This window comes from Scandinavium lactucae (genome assembly GCF_033843265.1).
Classification (GTDB): domain Bacteria; phylum Pseudomonadota; class Gammaproteobacteria; order Enterobacterales; family Enterobacteriaceae; genus Scandinavium; species Scandinavium lactucae.
Genome location: NZ_JAWXRD010000001.1, coordinates 59,650 through 79,177, shown reverse-complemented (window position 1 = coordinate 79,177; position 19,528 = coordinate 59,650). Strand labels below are relative to the sequence as shown.

The window sequence follows — 19,528 nt, the reverse complement described above, 5'->3', positions numbered from 1 at the left end:
GGGTGCCCTCTTGTTCAAAACGGACGCAAAGCGCCCGTGGTCCTGCTTACTGTTTCGGTGATATCACCATTTGCGATGGGCTGCCGATGGCGATATAGCCCGGCTCGAAGGTCAGTTTTCCGCTGTGCGGCGCAACCTTGAAGCGGGTGATGTTGTCACTGCGCTGATTCATCACGTACAACCACTGCCCTTTGCTATCGAGAGTCAGGGTGCGCGGGTAGTCGCCACGGGTCCAGATATCATCCTGGTGAATAAGTTCCCCGTCAGCGGATACCGTAAAGTGTGCGATGCTGTTATGCAAACGATTGGCAACGTACAGCTGTTTTCCATCCTGACTGAGGACCAGTCCGGCGGCAAAATTGGTGCCTTGATACCCTTTCGGCAGCGACGACACGGTTTTCCCTTCGGTCAGGGTGCCCGTGGTCTTGTCGAGCGAATAATGGGTCAGCGTCGAGGCTTCTTCGTTGATTAACCATAGCCCATCGCCTTTTGGGGTGAACACGAAGTGACGCGGCCCCGCGCCTTTAGACGACGCAGCAATAAACGGCGGGGTGTTTGGCGTCAGCTTGCCGGTGGCGTCATCGAGCTGATATTGATAGATCCGATCCAGCCCCAGATCGGTGGAGAAAACGTATTTCCCCTCTGGATCGGCGGCGATCATATGCGCATGTGGGCCGTTATGATCGCTGATGGCGAAACTGCCTTTCGCCGCGGCTTCCGGTTTCCCGGCTCCCGCCGGGCCCTGATCCTGATGGGTATCCGAGGCTTCGCTCAGGCTGCCGTCATCCTTCACCGGCAGCACCGCAATCGTACCGCTGATATAGTTCGCCACCAGCAGGTGTCGCCCGTTCGGCGTCAGCGACAGATACACCGGCCCTGCCCCACCAGAAGAAACCTGATTCAGTTCCGTCAGGCTGCCGTCGGCGGCAATCCTCCACGCCTGCACCACGCCTTTCTCCGCTTCACTGGCGGCATACAGCGTTTTGCCATCACGGGAAACGGTCAACTGCGCGGCGTTGGGCAGCGAGCTGACCAGCGTTTTGTCATGCAGGTCGCCAGTGGTCGGATCCACCGTGAAACGGTACAGACCTTCGCCGTTCGGATTGTAGGTGCCAACCCAGGCAAACTGCGCCTGAGCGTGGGCGGCGGTCGCGAGCAGTGAGAGTGAAGCGACAAGCAGATGGCGTGCGGACAGCATGGGAACTCCTTGACGGTCAGTATATGAATTTGCCCCTCTCGCCTGGGAGAGGGGCGGGGGGCATTACCCTACCAGCCTTTTGGTCATCTCCAGCAAGGTGCGAATATCGTCAGGACGCGTATTGCCACTTTCCTTGTCGATAATCGAGCTGTAGATATGCGGGATCACTTTCTTCACCCCCGCATCAAGGGCGATCTTCAGGATTTCGCTGTAGTTCTCCAGATCGATCCCGCCGGTGGGCTCCAGCCAGAAATCGTGCCGGGCGCAGGCTTCGGCGACCACCTGATATTCATCGCGACTCTTCAGGCCGCCCATCGGGAAGTATTTGATTGAGCTACAACCCATATCTTTCAGCAGGGCAATCGCGGTCTCTACTGGCACAATGCCGTCCGGCGCTTTGCTACTCAGCGGGCCGGTGGAGATTTTGACCCTCCCCGGCGTACCGGTGGGCGATACCAGACCGTTAACGACCGTCTCGTTCTGTCCGAGCAACGCGCGGCTGCTGGCCACCCCGGTGAAGACCTGGTTCACGTGCTGCGGCTGCACCTCACGGGAAATCAGGCTCACCATTTCGGACTGGTTCGGATCACCCGCGCCCAAGCCGACTGACAGCGCGTTATCAATCAGCGCCGCGTATTCGCGCATATCGGCCACCGCGCTTGCCACATCAGGATAATTTTTGGAGAGCACGCCCACCAGCACATGACCTTCAGCGGCCTCGTAAACCTCGCTGGCGTTAGCTTTCGATCCGGCCAGAACATTCAGACAGACACGGTCCCGGTAAAAATTCGGGCTCAGTTTCATGCGTTTTTCTCCTTGGTCAGCACTTCTGCGATACGGCTGGCGACGATCTCCAGCTGCGCCGCGTTCACGCTGCGCACATCGGCTTCGATAATGCCTTCGTTGGCTTTGTAGCCCCGGAAGTAGATGGCGTATTCGCCTTTTTTCAGCTCGGCAACCAGTTCGCCAGTGGCGATACCGGTTACGGCCTCATCAAATTTGATTTCGGTACGGGCGATGTCGCGTCCGGCGGCATCCCATACCACGCGGGAGGTCACCCCGTTGAGGGCGTTCAGGGCGGCGATAAACGGCGTCATTTTTTCGACCATCTGCGCCCCGCTCTCTTTCTGTGCCGTCAGGTAATGTTCGATGGCACAGGTCAGGCCGAGAATGCCTTCTTTGCCGACTTTCATCGCCCGGCCAATGCCCGCCGTCTGGCGTTTCACCCATTCAACGTACTGGGTTTTACCGATAACCAGGCCGCTGGTCGGCCCTTCGATGGCCTTCGCCCCGCTGTAGATGACGAGGTCTGCCCCCGCCCGGTAGTAGCACTGCAAATCTTCTTCGGCAGCCGCATCGACGATCAGTGGCAGGTTGTGCTTACGCGCCACCACCACCGCCTGCTCGACGCTGAGCATGCTCTTCTGCACGCAGTGATGGGATTTGATGTACATAATCGCCGCCGTACGCGGGGAAATCGCCGCCGCCAGCTGATCGGCTGAACATTCGTTGGCGTAGCCAGCTTCGACCATTTTGCCGCCGCCGAGGGCGATCATGGTGCTAACCGGAGCGCCAAAGTTGACGTTGTGTCCGCGCGGCAGCACGATTTCGTTGTTCTCAATCGCGGTGCTGTGCAGGTTTTCCAGCAGCCAGTCGCTGTCTTTCACCAACACTGCGGCAACGGACTGCGCGATCCCGGCAGAGGCACAGGACACCACCGTTGCGCCTTCGACTTCGAGCAGTCTGGCAATGTATTCCCCGGTCTTGTTGACCAGGTCTTTCATTTCGAAGTAGTGATTCATGCCGGTCAGCACTGCGTCAACCACTTCCGGGCGTGGAGTCGACACGCCAAGCGCCGTCATGCGGCCAGAAGCGTTAATCACTTGTTTAAGCTGGTATTTCTCATAAATCGAAGACATGTTCTGCACTCCCTTGTTCGGTCATATAGCCCTTGCCCGCGCGGATCGCGGCCAGCGGCACCAGATCCAGGTCCGCCTGCAGAGCGTTGTTTTCAGCATCCACCAGCGTCACTGGCTGGTGTTTCAGGGTAAATACGGTCAGGTCGGCGTCGAAGCCCACCGCCAGTTGGCCTTTGTGCTTGAGGCGCATCGCCTCTGCAGCGTTGGCGGTTACGCAGTCGATAACCTGTGCCAGCGTCATGCCGATAGCGAGGAATTTCGCCATCACCCGCGCCAGGGAATGTACAGGCCCGTCGATGCGGTTGCGGCAGTAAATATCAGAGCTGATGGTGTGCGGCAGAATGCCCATCGCAATCGCCTGTTTCGCCACCTCAAAGCTAAAGCTGGCGGTGCCGTGGCCGACATCAAGCTTGATTCCGCGCTTCAGGGCACCGGACACCGAGGCCCGCAGCTCGCCCGCAGGCGTCAGGATGCGATTCGGTTTGCCGTTATAGCAGTGGGTAATGATGTCGCCGGAGGTCAACAGCTCGGTGATTTCATCGAGGTTCGGCGGGTTATTGCCGATGTGGACCATCAGCGGCAGGTCGCCGTTGGCGGTCTGGATCTGTTTGGCTTTTTCCAGCGGGGTGATGCCGTTTTCACCGACCACGCTGCTGCTCATGCGCGCCTTCAGGCCGACGATGAAATCCGGGTGGCGCTGGATAGCCGCCGCCGCCGCGTCCGCGTCGATGTTGGCCATATTCGCCAGTTCGTTCTGCGCGATTAACCCCACGCGAGAGATGTTCAGCAGCGCATACACGTCGGTAGCACAGGCGCGGGTCAGTTCGTGGAAGGTATCCACATCGTCCGCCCCGGTGCTCCCTGCGTCGATAACGGTGGTGACGCCCGTCGACACGCCGACGCTGTCCGGCTGGTCGTGGTAAATCGGCGATTTCGGGTAGCAGTGAACGTGTAAATCAATCCAGCCTGCGCTGACGTAGCACTCGCTGTTGAGCGAGACGACTTTCGTCGCCTCTGCGTCAATGTCGCCCAGCGCGGCAATTTTACCGTCCTGAATGGCGATATCGGTGACGGTATCGTCAACCAGTCGCGCACGCTTAAGCAGTAAATCAAACATCGTTTTCTCCTTGCGGACTTAACCGATTGCTACCGGGAAAATAGACCCGAGGATCATCGCACCGAGGATAGCCCCGCCGGTAATCGGCTTCTGCCAGATGTAGAAAAGTAACGCGCCCACCAGGGAACCAATGCCGATTGGAATCGAGGCGGTCATCGCGCTGAGGATAATCAACGGCCCAAGGAAACGGCCTGATGCGTTACCCGCCCCCATCATCACGTCAGCCCCGTAGGTGGAGTCGCTCTGATTGATGGTGAATTTACGCGCGAGGATGATGATGTAGCCAATCGCCACGCCAATCACCAGGCCGGTCAGCAGAGAGGCCCCGAAATTCGCCACCGGGAACACAATGCCCGCGCCGAGCAGCAGCGCCGGAACGCCAAGACCGACACCGGTCTGGATAGCGCCGCCGATATCGAGGATGCCCACCAACGAGCCTTCAATGATGCGGGCGAACAGGAAGCTGGCCCCGAACGCCGCGACCGCACCGTATACACCCGTGTCGATCCCGGATTTCAGCATCGCCACGAAAGCGACCTCGTTAAACGCGCCGATACCGTACAGGTAGTACATGTGTGTCCCGGCGAACACGCCGGAGGAAAGCAGGCCGACAAAGATCGGGAATGACCAGTCCGCGTACCAAAAACCTTTATTCTGTTCCATGCGTTATCCCCTTATTTCCCGCTCATGGCGTTGTGCAGCAGATCCAGCCAGTTCGGCACCGTCATGTGGAAGGACTCAATCATCTTCATGTCGAAACCACGGAAGAAGGCACTCAGCACGAACAGGGTCACAATCGCCCCCATCATCACTTTGGTGACGCGATGCCAGCCGCTCTCCTCAACGCCTTTGCCGATAAGGATACCCAGCACCAGACCCGGGACGGCGTTACCCATAATCAGCTGCGCTGCGCCGCCGAAGATGGTCGCCCAGAAGCCCGATTTTTTACCGGCATCAATCGCGGCCAGCCAGAAGATAACCGGCATGATGATGTTCACCAGCAGGTTGGCCGCCGGAACCAGCACTTTAACCGCCGTGACCTGTAACGCTTCCGGAACCGCAGAAGCCGTCGAGTTGAGGAACGCGACCACCACCATGCCAATCAGACCGCAGGCAATCGCCATTTTTCTCGGGTCATGCAGAGTTTCGGCAACGTTGCGGTTTTTAATCATCAGTGCCGCGGCACCCCAGTTCGGGATGATGCGGTGGTCAACGTCCTGAGTGAAGGCCCCCGCCGCCACTGAGGATGCCCAGGCGTTAAAGAAGAAGCCCAGACCAAAAGAGAAGTGGGAAGCCGGGTCACCTTCGCAGGAATTCAGCTCGCCCAATGTACGAAAAGCACCCATCCCCTGTGTGGTGGGCGCATGAAACATGCGTGCAGCTCCGGCACCCACCCCGACGCCAACCAGGCCGCCAATGATGAGTGATTTAAAGAGAATAATCAGGAACATGTGTCTGTCCTTTTATACGGTTTATGTTGTCGTGACGAAATCCACTTTGTCGAGATTTAAGGCGGTCACGTTGACGGTAACGTCCAGCTCCACGCTGAACGTGCGTCGTTCCCGGCGCAGAAAGATAAACAGAAACGCTTCTTTCCGGACCGCTTCCTGCGCATGAACAACCGCCACGTCCTGTGGTTCGATGCGCAGTAGAATATGCGGCGATGATTTCATCACCGCACCCTGTACCTGGTTGAGCGCATCGGCGAAGGCGCGTGCTTTGGCCTCACCTTTGCCCTTGACCCTCACCGTGGTGGTGAATTGTTCTTTCATCTTATGCGCCGTATTTCTTCTGCCAGGCCAGCACCAAACGCTCGCCCAACTCTTCTTTATCCATAAAGCCGAAGCCCAGCACGTTCGCGCCTTCGTTGATCGCCGTCACGCCTTCATCCACTGAGCGCATACCGTATTTCGCTTTGTAGCCGTGCTTGGTCTGGGCGGTGATGGCCCCCGCGCCGCCGCTTCCACAGAAGGAGATGCCGAAGGTGGCGTTTTCTGCTTTCATCACATCGCCGAGCTTCATATCTGCGGCGACACCAGGCACCACTACCGCGCGGCCACCGGCCTTTTCCACACCAGCGGCCACTTTTTGGCCTTTGCCCAGACGATCGCCAATCACTACGGTAATTTGTGTCATGTTTTGCTCCTTACAGGTTTTCTTTCGCCACTTCGAAGTGCACTGACAGCAGCCAGGCTTCTTCATCCGGAAGGTTGCCGAACTGCGCGACCACTTCGCGGGCGAGCGTCATTGAATCTTGTGAAATTTCTTCAAACAGGCTGGCTTCCACTTCTGGCAGCGGCTCTCCGGTTATCGACCGATGAGCCATCGCACGGACATGGGATGTCAGCATTTGCTCCTGGACGGCGTTCGGGATGATGCCGTGACCTTTTAGCAGGCTGTACACCTGGCCCAGCATGCGAGTTGCAAGCTCTTCGGTCTGACTCCCGACGTCGGTAATGACTGCTCCGTTGTTCACTCTTCTGACCCCGTTTATTGCGTCTGAGTTAAAACTAACGTGGGCGGTGTCGGGTTTGTAGCGAGTTGTTTTCCACTTCAAAGTGGAAAGGCGACAGGCGGGAGTGATCTGTTCCACATAATTTTGCTGAATAGAGATCAAATGCTGGATTAGCGTGATGAATGTCACGGGAAAACGCTAAAAATAGCCGAGGAAAGAGCGTAAAAGCAGGGGGAGGCTTCGGGCAAAACTGTGACGGCGATAAGCTTTTGTGATGACGATGCGGGAAGATTACGCGGAAGACTGCCGGGAAAAGGGGAATTTCCCCGGCAGGGGAAGATTATTGGCAGGCGATATTAACGGTATTTCTGGTGGTAGGTATTGCGGGTTCCGGCCAGATCGAGTGCCACGCCCTGCGCTTCCTTGATTTTGCCTTCGTTCGCCAGTTTAGTGGCGTTATCAATCTGGCTAATCAGAACATCAAACCCGTGACGATAGTCTTTCATTTCAGCGCTGTCCGCTGCCTTATTTTCCAGCTTCGGTGGCGTCTGCTTTTGGGCATCCTGTGCTGCGATGCGCATTTTGCCGAGTGCAGCTTTCATTTCAGCCGCATCGTTGCTCTTTTGCACCACTTTCAGGTTTTCAGACAGGGTGTCCATGTCATCGCCAAGATCGGCAAATGCCGGTGCTACGCCCATCATCAGAGTGGAGACAGCCAACATTGCTAAGAGTTGTTTACGCATTGCTCACTTCCTTTTTTATTATACTCGTCATATTTCAAGCTGCAGGCGCGTTGGCTGCACCTGTTCACCCCAGTCACTTACTTAAGTAAGCTCCCGGGGATTCTCCGGTTTGCCGCCTTCCTGCAACTCAAAATATTTTGAGTATGCATTTTAATATGTGGCGCAGCAGGTTGCGCCACCATCAGAACAGGATTATTGCCCGGCGATTTTCATTTCCGGCAGCAGCACGGAACCGCACTGAATATTGCTGCGCGTTTCGATGTCATCGGCAACGGTCACAATATTACGCCACATCTCTTTCAGGTTTCCGGCGATGGTGATTTCACTCACCGGATACTGGATTTCGCCATTCTCAACCCAGAAGCCTGATGCGCCGCGTGAGTAGTCGCCCGTGACGCCACTGACACCCTGCCCCATCAATTCGGTGACAACAAGGCCGGTGCCCATCTCTTTAAGCAACTTTTCAAAACTGAGTCCCTGGCCCTGGATGCGCCAGTTATGGATGCCCCCCGCGTGACCGGTGCTTTTCAGTCCCAGTTTACGGGCAGAATAGTTGGTCAGCAGCCACTGGGTCAAAATGCCGTCTTTGATAATATCGCGACGCTCTGTGCGCACGCCTTCGCTGTCGAACGGCGTCGAGGCCAGGCCTTTCAGCAGGTGCGGATGCTCTTCAATGGTCAGCCATTCCGGCAGAATTTGTTTCCCGAGCGAGTCGAGCAGGAACGTCGATTTACGGTACACCGACCCGCCTGCAATCGCGCCAACCAGATGCCCAAACAGCCCGGTCGCCACTTCGTTAGCGAAAATGACCGGCGCTTTCATGGTTGAGAGTTTACGCGGGGAAAGACGCGACAGCGTGCGCTGCGCACAGTCGGCCCCAACGGATTCCGGGTCGAGCAAATCACCCATCGCGCGGCCAATGGTGTAGGCATAGTCGCGCTCCATGTCACCGTTTTCTTCTGCGATAACACAGCTCGACAGTGAGTGACGAGTGGAACAGTAGCTCTGCAACATGCCGTGGCTGTTGCCGAAGACTTTGATCCCGTAGTGGCTGTTGAAGCTGCCGCCTTCGGTATTGGTAATGCGTTTGTCGGCTTTGAGCGCGGCCTGTTCGGCGCGGGCAGCCAGCTCGATCGCTTCGTCCGGGGAGACTTCCGCCGGGTGGAATAAATCGAGATCCGGCGCATCAAAGGCCAGTAATTCTTTATCCGCCACGCCCGCGTAAGGGTCCGGCGAGGTGTAGCGGGCGATATCCAGCGCCGCCTGCACGGTACGCGCCACGGCGTCCGGGCTTAAATCGGTGGTTGATGCGCTGCCCTTGCGGTTCTGGTGATAAACCGTAATCCCCAGGGCACCATCGCTATTAAATTCAACGTTTTCCACTTCGCCATAGCGGGTGCTGACGCTAATTCCGGTCGATTTGCTGACCCCGACCTCTGCGGCATCAGACTTGCCTGCCGCCAGCTCCAGCGCGGTGGAGACGGCTTTTTCCAGTGCTTTACGCTGCTCTGCAACCTGTGTGATTACTTTCATCGCTAATGCCATAATGTAGAAAGGAGTTTATTGAAGTCTAACAGAGAACCGTTTTTCAGTGCGTACCGAAACTGTTAATATGGATCTCTTTTTTTAGGAGCCTGAGATGACAAAGCAGCCCGAAGACTGGCTCGACGACGTGCCCGGTGATGACGAGATCGACGATGAAGATGATGAAATCATCTGGGTCAGCAAAAGTGAAATTAAACGCGATGCCGAGGAGTTAAAAGACCTCGGGGCCGAAATCGTTGAGCTGGGTAAAAACGCGCTCGACAAAATCCCGCTGGATGAAGACCTGCGTGCCGCCGTTGAACTGGCGCAGAAAATCAAGAAAGAAGGCCGCCGTCGCCAGATGCAGCTGATCGGTAAAATGCTGCGTCAGCGTGACGTGGAGCCGATTCGTCAGGCGCTCGATAAGCTGAAGAACCGTCATAACCAGCAGGTTGCGCTGTTCCATAAACTGGAACAACTGCGCGATCGTCTGGTCGATGAAGGGGATGATGTGGTCGCGGAAGTACTGAATCTGTGGCCGGATGCTGACCGTCAGCAGCTGCGTTCGCTTATTCGTAATGCGAAGAAAGAGAAAGAAGGCAATAAGCCGCCGAAATCCTCTCGTCTGATCTTCCAGTATCTGCGTGAACTGGCAGAAAACGCCGACTAAGTCATTGCCGGATGGCGCTGCGCTTATCCGGCCTACGATGCTGTAGGCCCGGTAGGCAAAGCGCCACCGGGCGCGTGGGTTACTCTACCGCTTCCGCTTTTTTCGCCAGCTTATCCAGCAGTTTCTGATGAATCCCGCCAAAGCCACCGTTGCTCATCACCAGAATGTGATCGCCCGGGTGTGCTGCTTTAACAATCATATCCACCAGCGTATCCACGTCAGCGCTCCAGTGCGCAGGCTGAATACAGGCTTCTGCGACTTCGGCAACCTGCCACGGAATATGCTGCGGCTGTAACAAGAACACTTCATCCGCACGTCCCAGCGACGGCGCTAAGTCGTCCTTGCAGATGCCCATTTTCATGGTGTTCGAGCGCGGTTCCAGCACGGCCAGAATGCGCGCCGTTCCACCCACTTTGCCCCGCAGCGCCTGTAACGTGGCAAGGATGGCGGTCGGGTGATGCGCGAAATCGTCATACACCGTAACGCCATGCGCTTCACCGCGCAGTTCCAGACGGCGACGGGCGTTGACGAACGAACCCAGCGCGTCGGCGGCATCGGCCGGTTTCACCCCCACATGACGCGCGGCGGCAATCGCCATCAGCCCGTTATGCATGTTGTGTTCGCCCACCAGGCCCCATTTCACCTGACCGACTTTTTCACCGTCGAGCCACACTTCCCACTCTGCGGCATCAGGGGTGATTTTCTTCGCCTGCCAGTGGCCCTGCTCGCCCACCAGCTCTTGTTCGCTCCAGCAGCCCATCGCCAGGGTTTGCTTCAGATTGACGTCGTTTTCCGGCGAGATGATCCGCCCCTGGCCCGGCACGATACGCACCAGGTGATGGAACTGTTTTTGAATCGCTTTCAGATCGTCAAAGATATCAGCGTGATCGAACTCAAGGTTGTTGAGGATCAGCGTGCGCGGGCAGTAGTGAACGAATTTAGAGCGCTTGTCGAAGAAGGCGCAATCATATTCGTCGGCTTCAATGACGAAGAACGGGCTGTCACCCAGACGCGCTGAGACCTCGAAGTTACCCGGCACGCCGCCGATCACAAAGCCAGGCTTATAGCCACAGGCTTCGAGGATCCACGTCGCCATGCCTGCGGTAGTGGTTTTACCGTGCGTGCCTGCCACGGCGACGACCCAGCGGTCGCGCAGCACGAAATCGTGCAGCCACTGTGGGCCAGACAGGTATGGAATGTTTTTCTCAAGCACCGCTTCGACACACGGATTGCCGCGGGTCATGGCGTTGCCGATGATCACTAAATCCGGCTGCGGCTCGAGCTGACTCGCGTCATAACCTTGAATCAGGTCAATGCCCTGCTCTTCCAGCAGGGTGCTCATCGGCGGATACACATTGGCGTCCGAACCGGTCACTTCATGGCCAAGAGAACGCGCCAGCATCGCCAGACCGCCCATAAAAGTGCCACAAATCCCCAAAATATGAATGCGCATACGTCACTGTTCCTCTCTCATCAGCCGCGCATTTTACCCTCTTGTGAGCGAGCAGAGAAACGCATTTCGGTTAATTCCGTATTTAGCTGGCGCGATTCACCATTACGCTGCATTTTGAATGTTTGTTAAGATTGTTGGACATTAACCGCTTTACTCAACATCAAATGCAGGGAAAGTGTTATGAAAACGTTAGGTGAATTTATTGTCGAAAAGCAGCACGAGTTTTCTCATGCGACCGGGGAGCTCACTGCTTTGCTGTCGGCAATAAAGCTCGGCGCGAAGATCATCCACCGCGATATCAATAAGGCCGGTCTGGTCGATATCCTGGGTGCCAGCGGGGCTGAAAACATTCAGGGCGAAACGCAGCAGAAGCTGGACCTGTTCGCCAATGAAAAGCTGAAAGCCGCCCTGAAAGCCCGTGACATCGTGGCGGGGATTGCCTCCGAAGAAGAAGATGAAATTGTGGTCTTCGACGGCTGTGAGCACGCCAAATACGTGGTGTTGATGGACCCACTCGACGGCTCGTCCAACATTGACGTGAACGTCTCCGTCGGCACGATCTTCTCTATCTACCGTCGCGTCACGCCCGTTGGCACGCCGGTCACCGAAGAAGATTTCCTGCAGCCGGGCAACAAACAGGTTGCAGCCGGATATGTGGTATACGGCTCATCAACCATGCTGGTGTACACCACCGGATGCGGCGTGCATGCCTTCACCTACGACCCGTCGCTCGGCGTGTTCTGCCTGAGTCAGGAACGTATGCGTTTCCCGGCCAAGGGCAATACTTATTCGATCAACGAAGGTAACTACATCAAATTCCCGATGGGCGTGAAGAAGTATCTCAAGTTTTGTCAGGAAGAAGATAAGAACACCCAACGCCCATACACCTCGCGCTATATCGGTTCTCTGGTGGCGGATTTCCACCGCAACCTGTTGAAAGGCGGGATTTATCTCTACCCAAGCACCGCCAGCCACCCGCAAGGTAAGCTGCGTTTACTGTACGAGTGCAACCCGATGGCGTTCCTCGCCGAACAGGCAGGCGGCAAAGCCAGCGACGGTAAAGAGCGCATTCTGGATATTATGCCGGAGACGCTGCACCAGCGCCGTCCGTTCTTCGTCGGCAACGAGCATATGGTTGACGATGTGGAACGTTTAATTCGCGAGTTCCCTGAGGCGTAATGTAAACGCATTGCCGACAGCAATTATTTGAGAGTCGTATTGCCGGATGCCCTCTCCCACGGAGTAAGGGGAACGTGATGCTCCCCTTACCCGGTTCACGTTCCGCACGGGTTGCGAAACCGGCTAAACATTTGTGAACGGAACCATTCCACCCAGACCAGCGGATCCCGCCTACGCCGCCTGACGCTGCAATCTGAACGACGCCATCGCTTCCATCAGCTCGCGGGACTGCGCTTCCAGCGAACGGGTTGCGGCGGAAGATTGCTGTACCAGCGCCGCGTTCTGCTGCGCGGTTTCATCCATTTGAATCACCGCAATATTGACCTGCTCGATACCGCGACTTTGTTCCTGCGATGCGCTGGCAATCTCACGCATCAGCCTGGTCATGCGCATCACTTCGGAGGCGATTTCATCCATCGTTTCCCCGGCCTGCTGCGCCAGGTCGCTGCCTTCGCTGACGTGCGTTTGTGAGGCACTGATCAACTGGCGAATCTCTTTCGCGGCATCGGCACTGCGGCTGGCCAGATTACGCACTTCACCTGCTACCACCGCGAATCCACGGCCTTGTTCACCGGCACGCGCCGCTTCTACCGAGGCGTTGAGGGCCAGAATATTGGTCTGGAAAGCAATCCCGTCGATAACGCTAAGGATATCGCCGATCCGGCTCGAACTGCCGGAAATATCGCGCATCTTCTCAATCACATAGCACACCATTTCGCTGCCGCGATCGGCGGTGTCAGACACCGTTTTCGCCAGCTGGTGCGCCTGTTCCGCATTGTCGGCGTTCTGTTTCACCGTGGCGGTTATTTGTTCCATGCTGGCTGCGGTCTGCTCCAGCGAGGTGGCCGTCGATTCAGTGCGCTGCGCCAGATTGTTGTTACCTGCGGTCAGCTCGCGGCTGCCAATATCAATCTGCGAGCTGGCATCGCGCACCCGCAATACCGAATCCATCAGCGACTGCCGCATTTCGCTTATCGCCGCGTTCAGCCGATTGATTTCCTGACTCACCGGCGCATTCACGCTGTGCGTCAGATTGCCTGCCGCCACCTGTTCAAGCTGTACAATCGCCGTATTCAGCGGCTTGAGCAGCATATGACGCAGCGCCAGCCAGGCCAGCACAATCACGCCAGCGGTCAGCAGAATGGCGATAACCATCAGCGTCATCACCCGGTTTTTACTGCTGTGGACCACCTGCACTTCCGCCTGGCCACGGGTGTCCACCCACGCCTGGAAGGCCTGCATGTCGTTATCAAACTGACGAGAAACCGGGATCAAATGGTTTTCCAGCAGGTCGTAATAGCTGTCTGCGCTCTGCTGATTCAACGCCGTCAGCATCGGGGTGATGCCCTGTTTATTATAGGCAGCATAGCTTTTTGCCACCTGCGCCAGCAGCTGCGAACCCTGCTTGTCATCGATTTTCGAGGCAATGACGTTCGACAGCGTTTTCTGTGCCGTCGCCGCTTCACGATTGATGTTCTGCACTGATTTCGCCGCGTCGTCGAGCATACCGATTTCCATCAGTCGCACAGCCTGCCCCGCTTCATTGCGCGCCCGCAGGATCAGGGTGTAGCCCTTGTTGAGCTGCACTAACTGCTGACCCTGAAGATGATTGATGCGCGTGAGAGAGGTCGAACTTTGGTTGAGAGCGTAAATACCAATCCCGCTGACCAGCAGCAGAAGGAGGGTCATCACGGCCAGTAAAGAAAGCAGGCCGGTACGGATTGAAAGCTGTTTAAGCATGATGTCATTCCCGGTAGCAAAGCGACGTTTGGGCGTAAACAAAAAGTATCGGCTGCTACCGGAAAAACATTAGGGTTCAGGGTGTTATTGCTTTGTGATGGCTGGGGCGATACGGGTGACCGGCGAGCTCTGACGGTTCTCCCACAGCACAATCAGGCCGCGTTGCAGGGCGATAAAGATGAACAACAAAATGCCGATAGCGATTTTGGTCCACCATGAACTGAGCGTCCCGTCGAAGTTGATGTAGGTCTGAATCAGCCCCTGAATACCGACCCCGAACAGCGTGCCCAGTACCGTACCCACCCCACCGCTCAGCAGCGTGCCGCCAATCACCACCGAGGCAATCGCGTCCAGTTCCACGCCCATTCCAGCCAGCGCGTAACCCGCCTGGGTATAGACTGAGAAGACAATTCCGGCGAGGGTCGCCAGGCCCGTCGACAGCATATAAATCCGAATGGTGGTGCTGCGGGTAGAAATCCCCATCAGGTTGGCCGACACCGCGCTGCCGCCGATGGCATACACCTGATTGCCGAACCGCGTGCGATGCGCGACAAACATCCCGGCGACCACCACCAGCAGCATCAGCAGGCCCATGGCGCTAAGCCGTCCGCCGCCGGGGATCATCCACGCCATATCGGACAGCGAGTCGTAAATGGGGTGGTTAATCGGAATCGACTCTTCGGACACCAGGTAGCTGACGCCGCGCAGGAAAAACATCCCGGCCAGGGTGATGATGAACGCCGGGATTTTCAGCGCGTCGATAAGCAAGCCCATAAACGCGCCGAAGGCGCAGCCCATCAGCAGCACCAACGGGAATGCCACCAGCGGCGACAGCCCCCAGAAGCCGATCGCTTTGGCGAGAAAGACGCCGGTAAAGGCGATCACCGACCCGACCGACAAATCAATACCGCCCGAGAGGATCACAAAGGTCATGCCGACGGCGATGATGCCGAGAAATGCGTTATCGGTCAGGATGTTGCAAATCACGCGGGTCGAGGCGAAGCCGGGGAACTGCGTGAGGCAATAGAGATAGCCGAGGATAAACACCCCGAGGGTGATCATCAGCGGTAAATTACGTTTTATCATGGCCGCGCACTCCTTTCAGTAGACCGATAAAGCGCGGCGACTGGACCACCAGCACGCACAGCACCACCACCGCTTTCACCACCTGATTCAGCTCCGGCTGGAAGCCCGACAGCAGAATGCCGGTGTTCATCCCCTGGATTATCAGCGCGCCAATCACCGACAGCAGCAAGTTAAAGCGCCCGCCCATCAGCGAGCCGCCGCCGATCACCACCGCCAGAATGGCGTCCAGTTCCAGCCACAGTCCGGCGTTGTTGGCATCGGCCCCGCGAATATCCGCCGCCACGATGATGCCCGCAATGGCGGCACACACCCCGCTGAGCACGTAGGTCAGCATCACCACGGTACGGGTATTCACCCCGGCGTTTTTTGCGGCACGGATGTTAATCCCCACCGCTTCGATGAACATCCCCAGCGCCGTTTTGCGGGTGAACAGCCAGAACACCAGTAGCGTGACCACGGCGATAATGATCGGCGTCGGCAGCAGTAACAGCTTGCCGCTACCAAACCAGGCCAGAGCATCCGAATCGAAGGTGACGATTTGCCCGGCGGTGATCAACTGCGCCACGCCGCGCCCGGCGACCATCAAAATCAAGGTCGCCACGAACGGCTGGATCTTGAGGATTGCCACCAGAATGCCGTTCCACAACCCGGCCAGCACCCCGGTCGCCAGTGCCGCCAGAATCACCATCGGCAAGCTGTGTCCGGCGACTTCCATCGACGCCGCCGTCGCTCCGGCAATCGCCATTACCGCGCCGACCGAGAGGTCGATCCCGCCGGTGGCGATAACCAGCGTCATGCCGATAGCCAGCAGCGCGACCGGTGCCGCACGGTTAAGGATATCTATCGGGCTGCCAAACAGCCGTCCGTCCTGTAATACCACCTGGAAAAAATGCGGAGACACGATACTGTCGACCAGCAGAACAAGGATCAACGCCGCGATTTGCGGCATCCCCGTCGGCCAACGGAAGCGGCGCTTAGGCCGCTCGGTTTGTGGGAGAGATTGTGGCATCACGTCGTACCCCTTATGCCGCAATAGCATTCATGATCGCGGGAACCGACAAGGCATCCAGCGGGATCTCGGCTACCTGTTTACGATCGCGCAAAATAATCACCCGATCCGCATAGCCCACCAGTTCTTCCAGCTCTGAGGAAATGACCAGCAGCGCGAGGCCATCGGCGCACAGCGTTTCGATCAGGCGGATGATCTCCGCGTGCGCCCCGACGTCGATCCCTCGGGTCGGCTCGTCGAGGATCAAGAACTGCGGGCGGGTCAGCAGCCAGCGGGACAACAACACTTTTTGCTGATTGCCGCCGGAGAGAAATTCGATCGGCTGTTCCGCACTTGGGGTGCGAATGCCTAACTGGCGAATAAAGCGCTCGGCAATTTCGTTTTGCTCCCGCCGCGGGATTGGCCGCAGCCAGCCACGCTGCGCCTGTAGCGCCAGAATGATGTTTTCGCGCACCGTCGCCGCAGCGATGATGCCGTCGGTTTTACGATCTTCCGGGCAAAAACCGATGCCCAGACAGGAGGCCCGATGCGGGGAACGCAGCGTTTGCGGTTTGCCTTTGATTTCGGCACTACCGCTGTCGGCAGGCTTGATGCCGAAAATCACTTCCGCCGTTTCGGTTCGCCCGGAGCCGAGCAGCCCCGCCAGCCCGACAATTTCGCCTGGCCGCACCTGTAAATCGAACGGTTCGATGACCCCTTTCTTGCCGTAGCCTTTAAACGCCGCCACCGGCCTGTCGCTCAATAGCGTACGGCCTGCGCGTTGCAGGGCATTGTTATCCAGCTCGCGGCCCAGCATCATTTTGACCAGCTCGATTTGCGGTAGCGCGTTGGTTTCTTTGCAGCCGACAAAACTGCCGTTACGCAGCACCGTGATGCGGTCGCTGACCTGGTAAACCTGATCCAGAAAGTGGGTGACGAAAATCAGGCTGACGCCCTGGTCGCGCAGCTGGCGCATCAGGGTAAACAGCATCTCGACTTCCTGGGTATCGAGGCTGGCGGTGGGTTCGTCGAGAATAAGCACTTTGGCAGAGAGGTCGATGGCGCGACAAATAGCCACTATCTGCTGCATCGCCACGGAAAAGCGGTTCAGCGGCTCGCGCACGTCGAGCGAAAAACCGTATGAGGCCATCAGCGCGGTGGCGCGTTTTTCCATCTCTTTACGTTGAATCAGGCCGAAACGGCGCGGTTCGCGGCCAATAAACAGGTTGTCTGCCACCGACATATTCGGCAGCAAATTCACTTCCTGATACACCGTGCCGATGCCCAACTGCTGGGCGTGGGCGGTGTTTTTGGGCGAAATGGCTGCGCCTTCCAGCCAAATAGTGCCGCGATCGGCGTGATATACCCCGGTCAGGGCTTTTATGAGGGTCGATTTCCCGGCACCGTTTTCACCGAGCAGGGCCATAATTTCGCCGCGTCGCAGGCTGAAATCTACGTTATCCAGCGCTTTAACGCCGGGGAAAAATTTGCTCAGGCCTTCCGTGCGCAAAATGTCCTGATTGTGGTTTACGTCAGTCATCATTCCCCCCCTGAAAATAACCCTCACCCAACCCGTTCCCAACAAGGGAGAAAACGCTCCCTTCCGGAGAAAGGGTTACGGTGAGGGGCCACACGACTCACTCAGTACCCCATGTTTTTCTTCTTCTCTAACTCTTCTTTGGCCGTGTCAGGCAGATAGAGTGTCGATTTCGTCAGGGTCAGCTTCGGCGGCATAGTGCCGTCTTTCTTGAATTTCTCGAGCGCATCAAACGCCGGTCCCGCCATATTCGGTGTCAGCTCTACGCTGGCGTTGGCTTCACCGTTCATCATCGCTTTATAGATATCCGGCACGCCGTCGATAGACCCGGTCAGGATATCTTTGCCCGGCTTGAGACCGGCTTCTTTGATGGCCTGAATGGCCCCAATCACCATGTCATCGTTATGGGCATAAACCATGCAGATGTTTTTGCCGTTGTTCTCAGCCTTGATGAAGCTCTCCATGACTTCTTTGCCTTTACTGCGGGTGAAGTCCCCGGACTGAGAGCGAATAATTTTGATATTTGGCGCTTTGGCAATGGCCTCTGCGAAGCCTTTCTTACGATCAATCGCTACGCTTGCGCCGACGGTGCCCTGCAACTCAACCACGTTACAGGGTTTGCCCGCTTCGGTTTTCACCAGCCAGTCGCCGATCAGCTTGCCTTCGAGGATGTTGTCGGCGGTAACGGTGGTCATGTAGAGCGATTTGTCTTTCACATCAATTGAGCGGTCAAGCAGGAACACCGGAATGTTGGCCTGTTTGGCCTCTTTCAACACCGGCTCCCAGCCGGTGGCGACCACCGGAGCAATGAAGATCGCGTCGACGCCCTGGGCGATAAACGAACGTACGGCTTTGATTTGGTTTTCCTGTTTCTGCTGGCCATCGGCTATCTTCAGCGTGATACCGCGCTTTTGAGCCTCACTTTTCGCCACGCTGGTTTCAGCAGCACGCCAGCCGGATTCCGAACCGACCTGTGAAAATCCTACGGTTAATGGGGCAGCCATTGCCATAGACGACATGGCTGCTGAAACAGCGGAGACAAGAAGTAAGCGCTTCCACATAAAGGTACCCTCTTCGATTTATTTGGTGGTTTGCCCGTCATATTTCGAGCTGCATGTGCCGAAAAACTATAGACAATGGGAAAGGTAACGTGATGCGTTACATCACACTTCCAAAAAGAGAAATAGGGATTTGTAAGCGCTTCCATAACCTTATTCAGGAAGCGGCTATGTTTATGGATTTTTCAGTTGGGTAAAGGCTCTGAAAAACGGTGCGTCAGCCCTCTACGGCCTAAAAGAAGCGAAGACATTTAACGTGAGTTGGCTATAATACCGGGCACTTTGTTGCCACACATTTTAAAGGAATCAGACATGAGCTTACTCAACGTCCCGGCGGGCAAAGAGCTGCCTGAAGACATCTACGTTGTTATCGAAATTCCTGCTAACGCAGATCCAATCAAATACGAAATCGACAAAGACACCGGTGCTCTGTTTGTAGACCGTTTCATGTCTACCGCGATGTTCTATCCGTGCAACTACGGTTACATCAACCACACCCTGTCCCTGGACGGTGACCCGGTTGACGTTCTGGTCCCAACGCCATATCCGCTGCAGCCGGGTTCTGTGATCCGTTGCCGTCCAGTTGGCGTGCTGAAAATGACCGACGAAGCCGGTGAAGATGCGAAACTGGTTGCCGTGCCGCACACCAAACTGAGCAAAGAGTACGATCACATCAAAGATGTGAACGACCTGCCAGAGCTGCTGAAAGCGCAGATCTCCCACTTCTTCGAGCAGTACAAAGCGCTTGAGAAAGGCAAATGGGTTAAAGTTGAAGGCTGGGATAACGCTGAAGCTGCGAAAGCAGAAATCATCGCCTCCTTCGAACGCGCTAAGAAGTAATTCTTGCCGTCGTGAAGACAC

General features: G+C 56.7%; 20 protein-coding genes. 3 read left to right on the top strand and 17 right to left on the bottom strand.

Annotated elements, in window-relative coordinates; genetic code table 11:
- Window positions 1–46: 46 nt before the first annotated feature.
- The 11 genes from SIK69_RS00390 to pmbA all read right to left on the bottom strand — a co-directional run bounded on the left by SIK69_RS00390 (window position 47) and on the right by pmbA (window position 8,977).
- Entirely contained in the window at window positions 47–1,198 is a 1,152-nt protein-coding gene (locus SIK69_RS00390; RefSeq protein ID WP_319785141.1) for a lactonase family protein, read from the bottom strand.
- A gap of 63 nt (window positions 1,199–1,261) precedes the next feature.
- Window positions 1,262–2,002 carry a 2-dehydro-3-deoxy-phosphogluconate aldolase gene (gene dagF / locus SIK69_RS00385; RefSeq protein WP_319785140.1) on the bottom strand — a complete coding sequence of 247 codons (741 nt, stop codon included), beginning with the start codon at window positions 2,000–2,002 and terminating at the stop codon, window positions 1,262–1,264.
- Window positions 1,999–3,117, bottom strand: coding sequence for a DgaE family pyridoxal phosphate-dependent ammonia lyase (locus SIK69_RS00380; RefSeq protein WP_319628381.1), 1,119 nt, complete (start codon window positions 3,115–3,117; stop codon window positions 1,999–2,001). Before SIK69_RS00380 ends, dagF begins: the two co-directional genes overlap by 4 nt.
- Window positions 3,101–4,234, bottom strand: a complete 1,134-nt coding sequence (locus tag SIK69_RS00375) for an amidohydrolase/deacetylase family metallohydrolase (RefSeq protein ID WP_319785139.1) — start codon at window positions 4,232–4,234, stop codon at window positions 3,101–3,103. Before SIK69_RS00375 ends, SIK69_RS00380 begins: the two co-directional genes overlap by 17 nt.
- A gap of 18 nt (window positions 4,235–4,252) precedes the next feature.
- Complete coding sequence (locus SIK69_RS00370) at window positions 4,253–4,897, bottom strand: DUF4310 family protein (RefSeq protein ID WP_319628383.1); 645 nt, start codon at window positions 4,895–4,897, stop codon at window positions 4,253–4,255.
- Window positions 4,898–4,908: 11 nt separating this feature from the next.
- The gene (locus tag SIK69_RS00365; RefSeq protein ID WP_319628384.1) at window positions 4,909–5,685 is read right to left on the bottom strand and encodes a DUF4311 domain-containing protein; all 777 of its coding nucleotides are present in this window, start codon (window positions 5,683–5,685) and stop codon (window positions 4,909–4,911) included.
- 21 nt (window positions 5,686–5,706) lie between these two features.
- A complete protein-coding gene (locus SIK69_RS00360) occupies window positions 5,707–6,006 on the bottom strand; it encodes a DUF4312 family protein (RefSeq protein ID WP_319628385.1) in 300 nt (99 codons plus the stop codon).
- Window position 6,007: 1 nt separating this feature from the next.
- Window positions 6,008–6,370: an SFCGS family glycine-rich protein gene (locus SIK69_RS00355; RefSeq protein WP_110512153.1), complete on the bottom strand. Its 363-nt coding sequence runs from the start codon at window positions 6,368–6,370 to the stop codon at window positions 6,008–6,010.
- Window positions 6,371–6,380: 10 nt separating this feature from the next.
- On the bottom strand, window positions 6,381–6,710 hold the full coding sequence (locus tag SIK69_RS00350) for a glycine dehydrogenase (protein WP_319628386.1): 330 nt from the start codon (window positions 6,708–6,710) through the stop codon (window positions 6,381–6,383).
- A gap of 335 nt (window positions 6,711–7,045) precedes the next feature.
- On the bottom strand, window positions 7,046–7,432 hold the full coding sequence (gene cybC / locus SIK69_RS00345) for a cytochrome b562 (RefSeq protein ID WP_319628387.1): 387 nt from the start codon (window positions 7,430–7,432) through the stop codon (window positions 7,046–7,048).
- Window positions 7,433–7,624: 192 nt separating this feature from the next.
- Window positions 7,625–8,977 carry a metalloprotease PmbA gene (gene pmbA, locus SIK69_RS00340; RefSeq protein ID WP_319785138.1) on the bottom strand — a complete coding sequence of 451 codons (1,353 nt, stop codon included), beginning with the start codon at window positions 8,975–8,977 and terminating at the stop codon, window positions 7,625–7,627.
- Window positions 8,978–9,071: 94 nt separating this feature from the next.
- Here pmbA and yjgA point away from each other — a divergent pair, with 94 nt between their 5' ends.
- Window positions 9,072–9,626: a ribosome biogenesis factor YjgA gene (gene yjgA, locus SIK69_RS00335; protein WP_319628389.1), complete on the top strand. Its 555-nt coding sequence runs from the start codon at window positions 9,072–9,074 to the stop codon at window positions 9,624–9,626.
- 79 nt (window positions 9,627–9,705) lie between these two features.
- On the opposite strand, the gene mpl is transcribed toward yjgA, so the two are convergent.
- On the bottom strand, window positions 9,706–11,079 hold the full coding sequence (mpl, locus tag SIK69_RS00330) for a UDP-N-acetylmuramate:L-alanyl-gamma-D-glutamyl-meso-diaminopimelate ligase (RefSeq protein ID WP_319628390.1): 1,374 nt from the start codon (window positions 11,077–11,079) through the stop codon (window positions 9,706–9,708).
- Between the two features lie 180 nt (window positions 11,080–11,259).
- Here mpl and fbp point away from each other — a divergent pair, with 180 nt between their 5' ends.
- Window positions 11,260–12,258, top strand: a complete 999-nt coding sequence (gene fbp / locus SIK69_RS00325) for a class 1 fructose-bisphosphatase (protein WP_319785136.1) — start codon at window positions 11,260–11,262, stop codon at window positions 12,256–12,258.
- Between the two features lie 171 nt (window positions 12,259–12,429).
- On the opposite strand, the gene SIK69_RS00320 is transcribed toward fbp, so the two are convergent.
- From SIK69_RS00320 to ytfQ, 5 genes are all read right to left on the bottom strand, one after another.
- Complete coding sequence (locus tag SIK69_RS00320; RefSeq protein ID WP_319628392.1) at window positions 12,430–13,998, bottom strand: methyl-accepting chemotaxis protein; 1,569 nt, start codon at window positions 13,996–13,998, stop codon at window positions 12,430–12,432.
- Window positions 13,999–14,082: 84 nt separating this feature from the next.
- On the bottom strand, window positions 14,083–15,084 hold the full coding sequence (yjfF, locus tag SIK69_RS00315) for a galactofuranose ABC transporter, permease protein YjfF (protein ID WP_319785135.1): 1,002 nt from the start codon (window positions 15,082–15,084) through the stop codon (window positions 14,083–14,085).
- Window positions 15,071–16,096 (bottom strand): galactofuranose ABC transporter, ATP-binding protein YtfT, encoded by a 1,026-nt coding sequence (ytfT, locus tag SIK69_RS00310; protein WP_319785133.1) that lies wholly within the window; start codon window positions 16,094–16,096, stop codon window positions 15,071–15,073. The genes yjfF and ytfT overlap by 14 nt, the downstream gene beginning before the upstream one ends.
- Window positions 16,097–16,106: 10 nt before the next feature.
- Window positions 16,107–17,612: a galactofuranose ABC transporter, ATP-binding protein YtfR gene (gene ytfR, locus SIK69_RS00305; protein ID WP_319785280.1), complete on the bottom strand. Its 1,506-nt coding sequence runs from the start codon at window positions 17,610–17,612 to the stop codon at window positions 16,107–16,109.
- A 101-nt stretch (window positions 17,613–17,713) separates the two neighbouring features.
- Window positions 17,714–18,670: a galactofuranose ABC transporter substrate-binding protein YtfQ gene (ytfQ, locus tag SIK69_RS00300; protein WP_319785132.1), complete on the bottom strand. Its 957-nt coding sequence runs from the start codon at window positions 18,668–18,670 to the stop codon at window positions 17,714–17,716.
- A 309-nt stretch (window positions 18,671–18,979) separates the two neighbouring features.
- Between ytfQ and ppa the strand changes: the two genes are divergently transcribed.
- Complete coding sequence (gene ppa, locus SIK69_RS00295; RefSeq protein ID WP_319628396.1) at window positions 18,980–19,507, top strand: inorganic diphosphatase; 528 nt, start codon at window positions 18,980–18,982, stop codon at window positions 19,505–19,507.
- The last annotated feature ends 21 nt before the right edge of the window (window positions 19,508–19,528 follow it).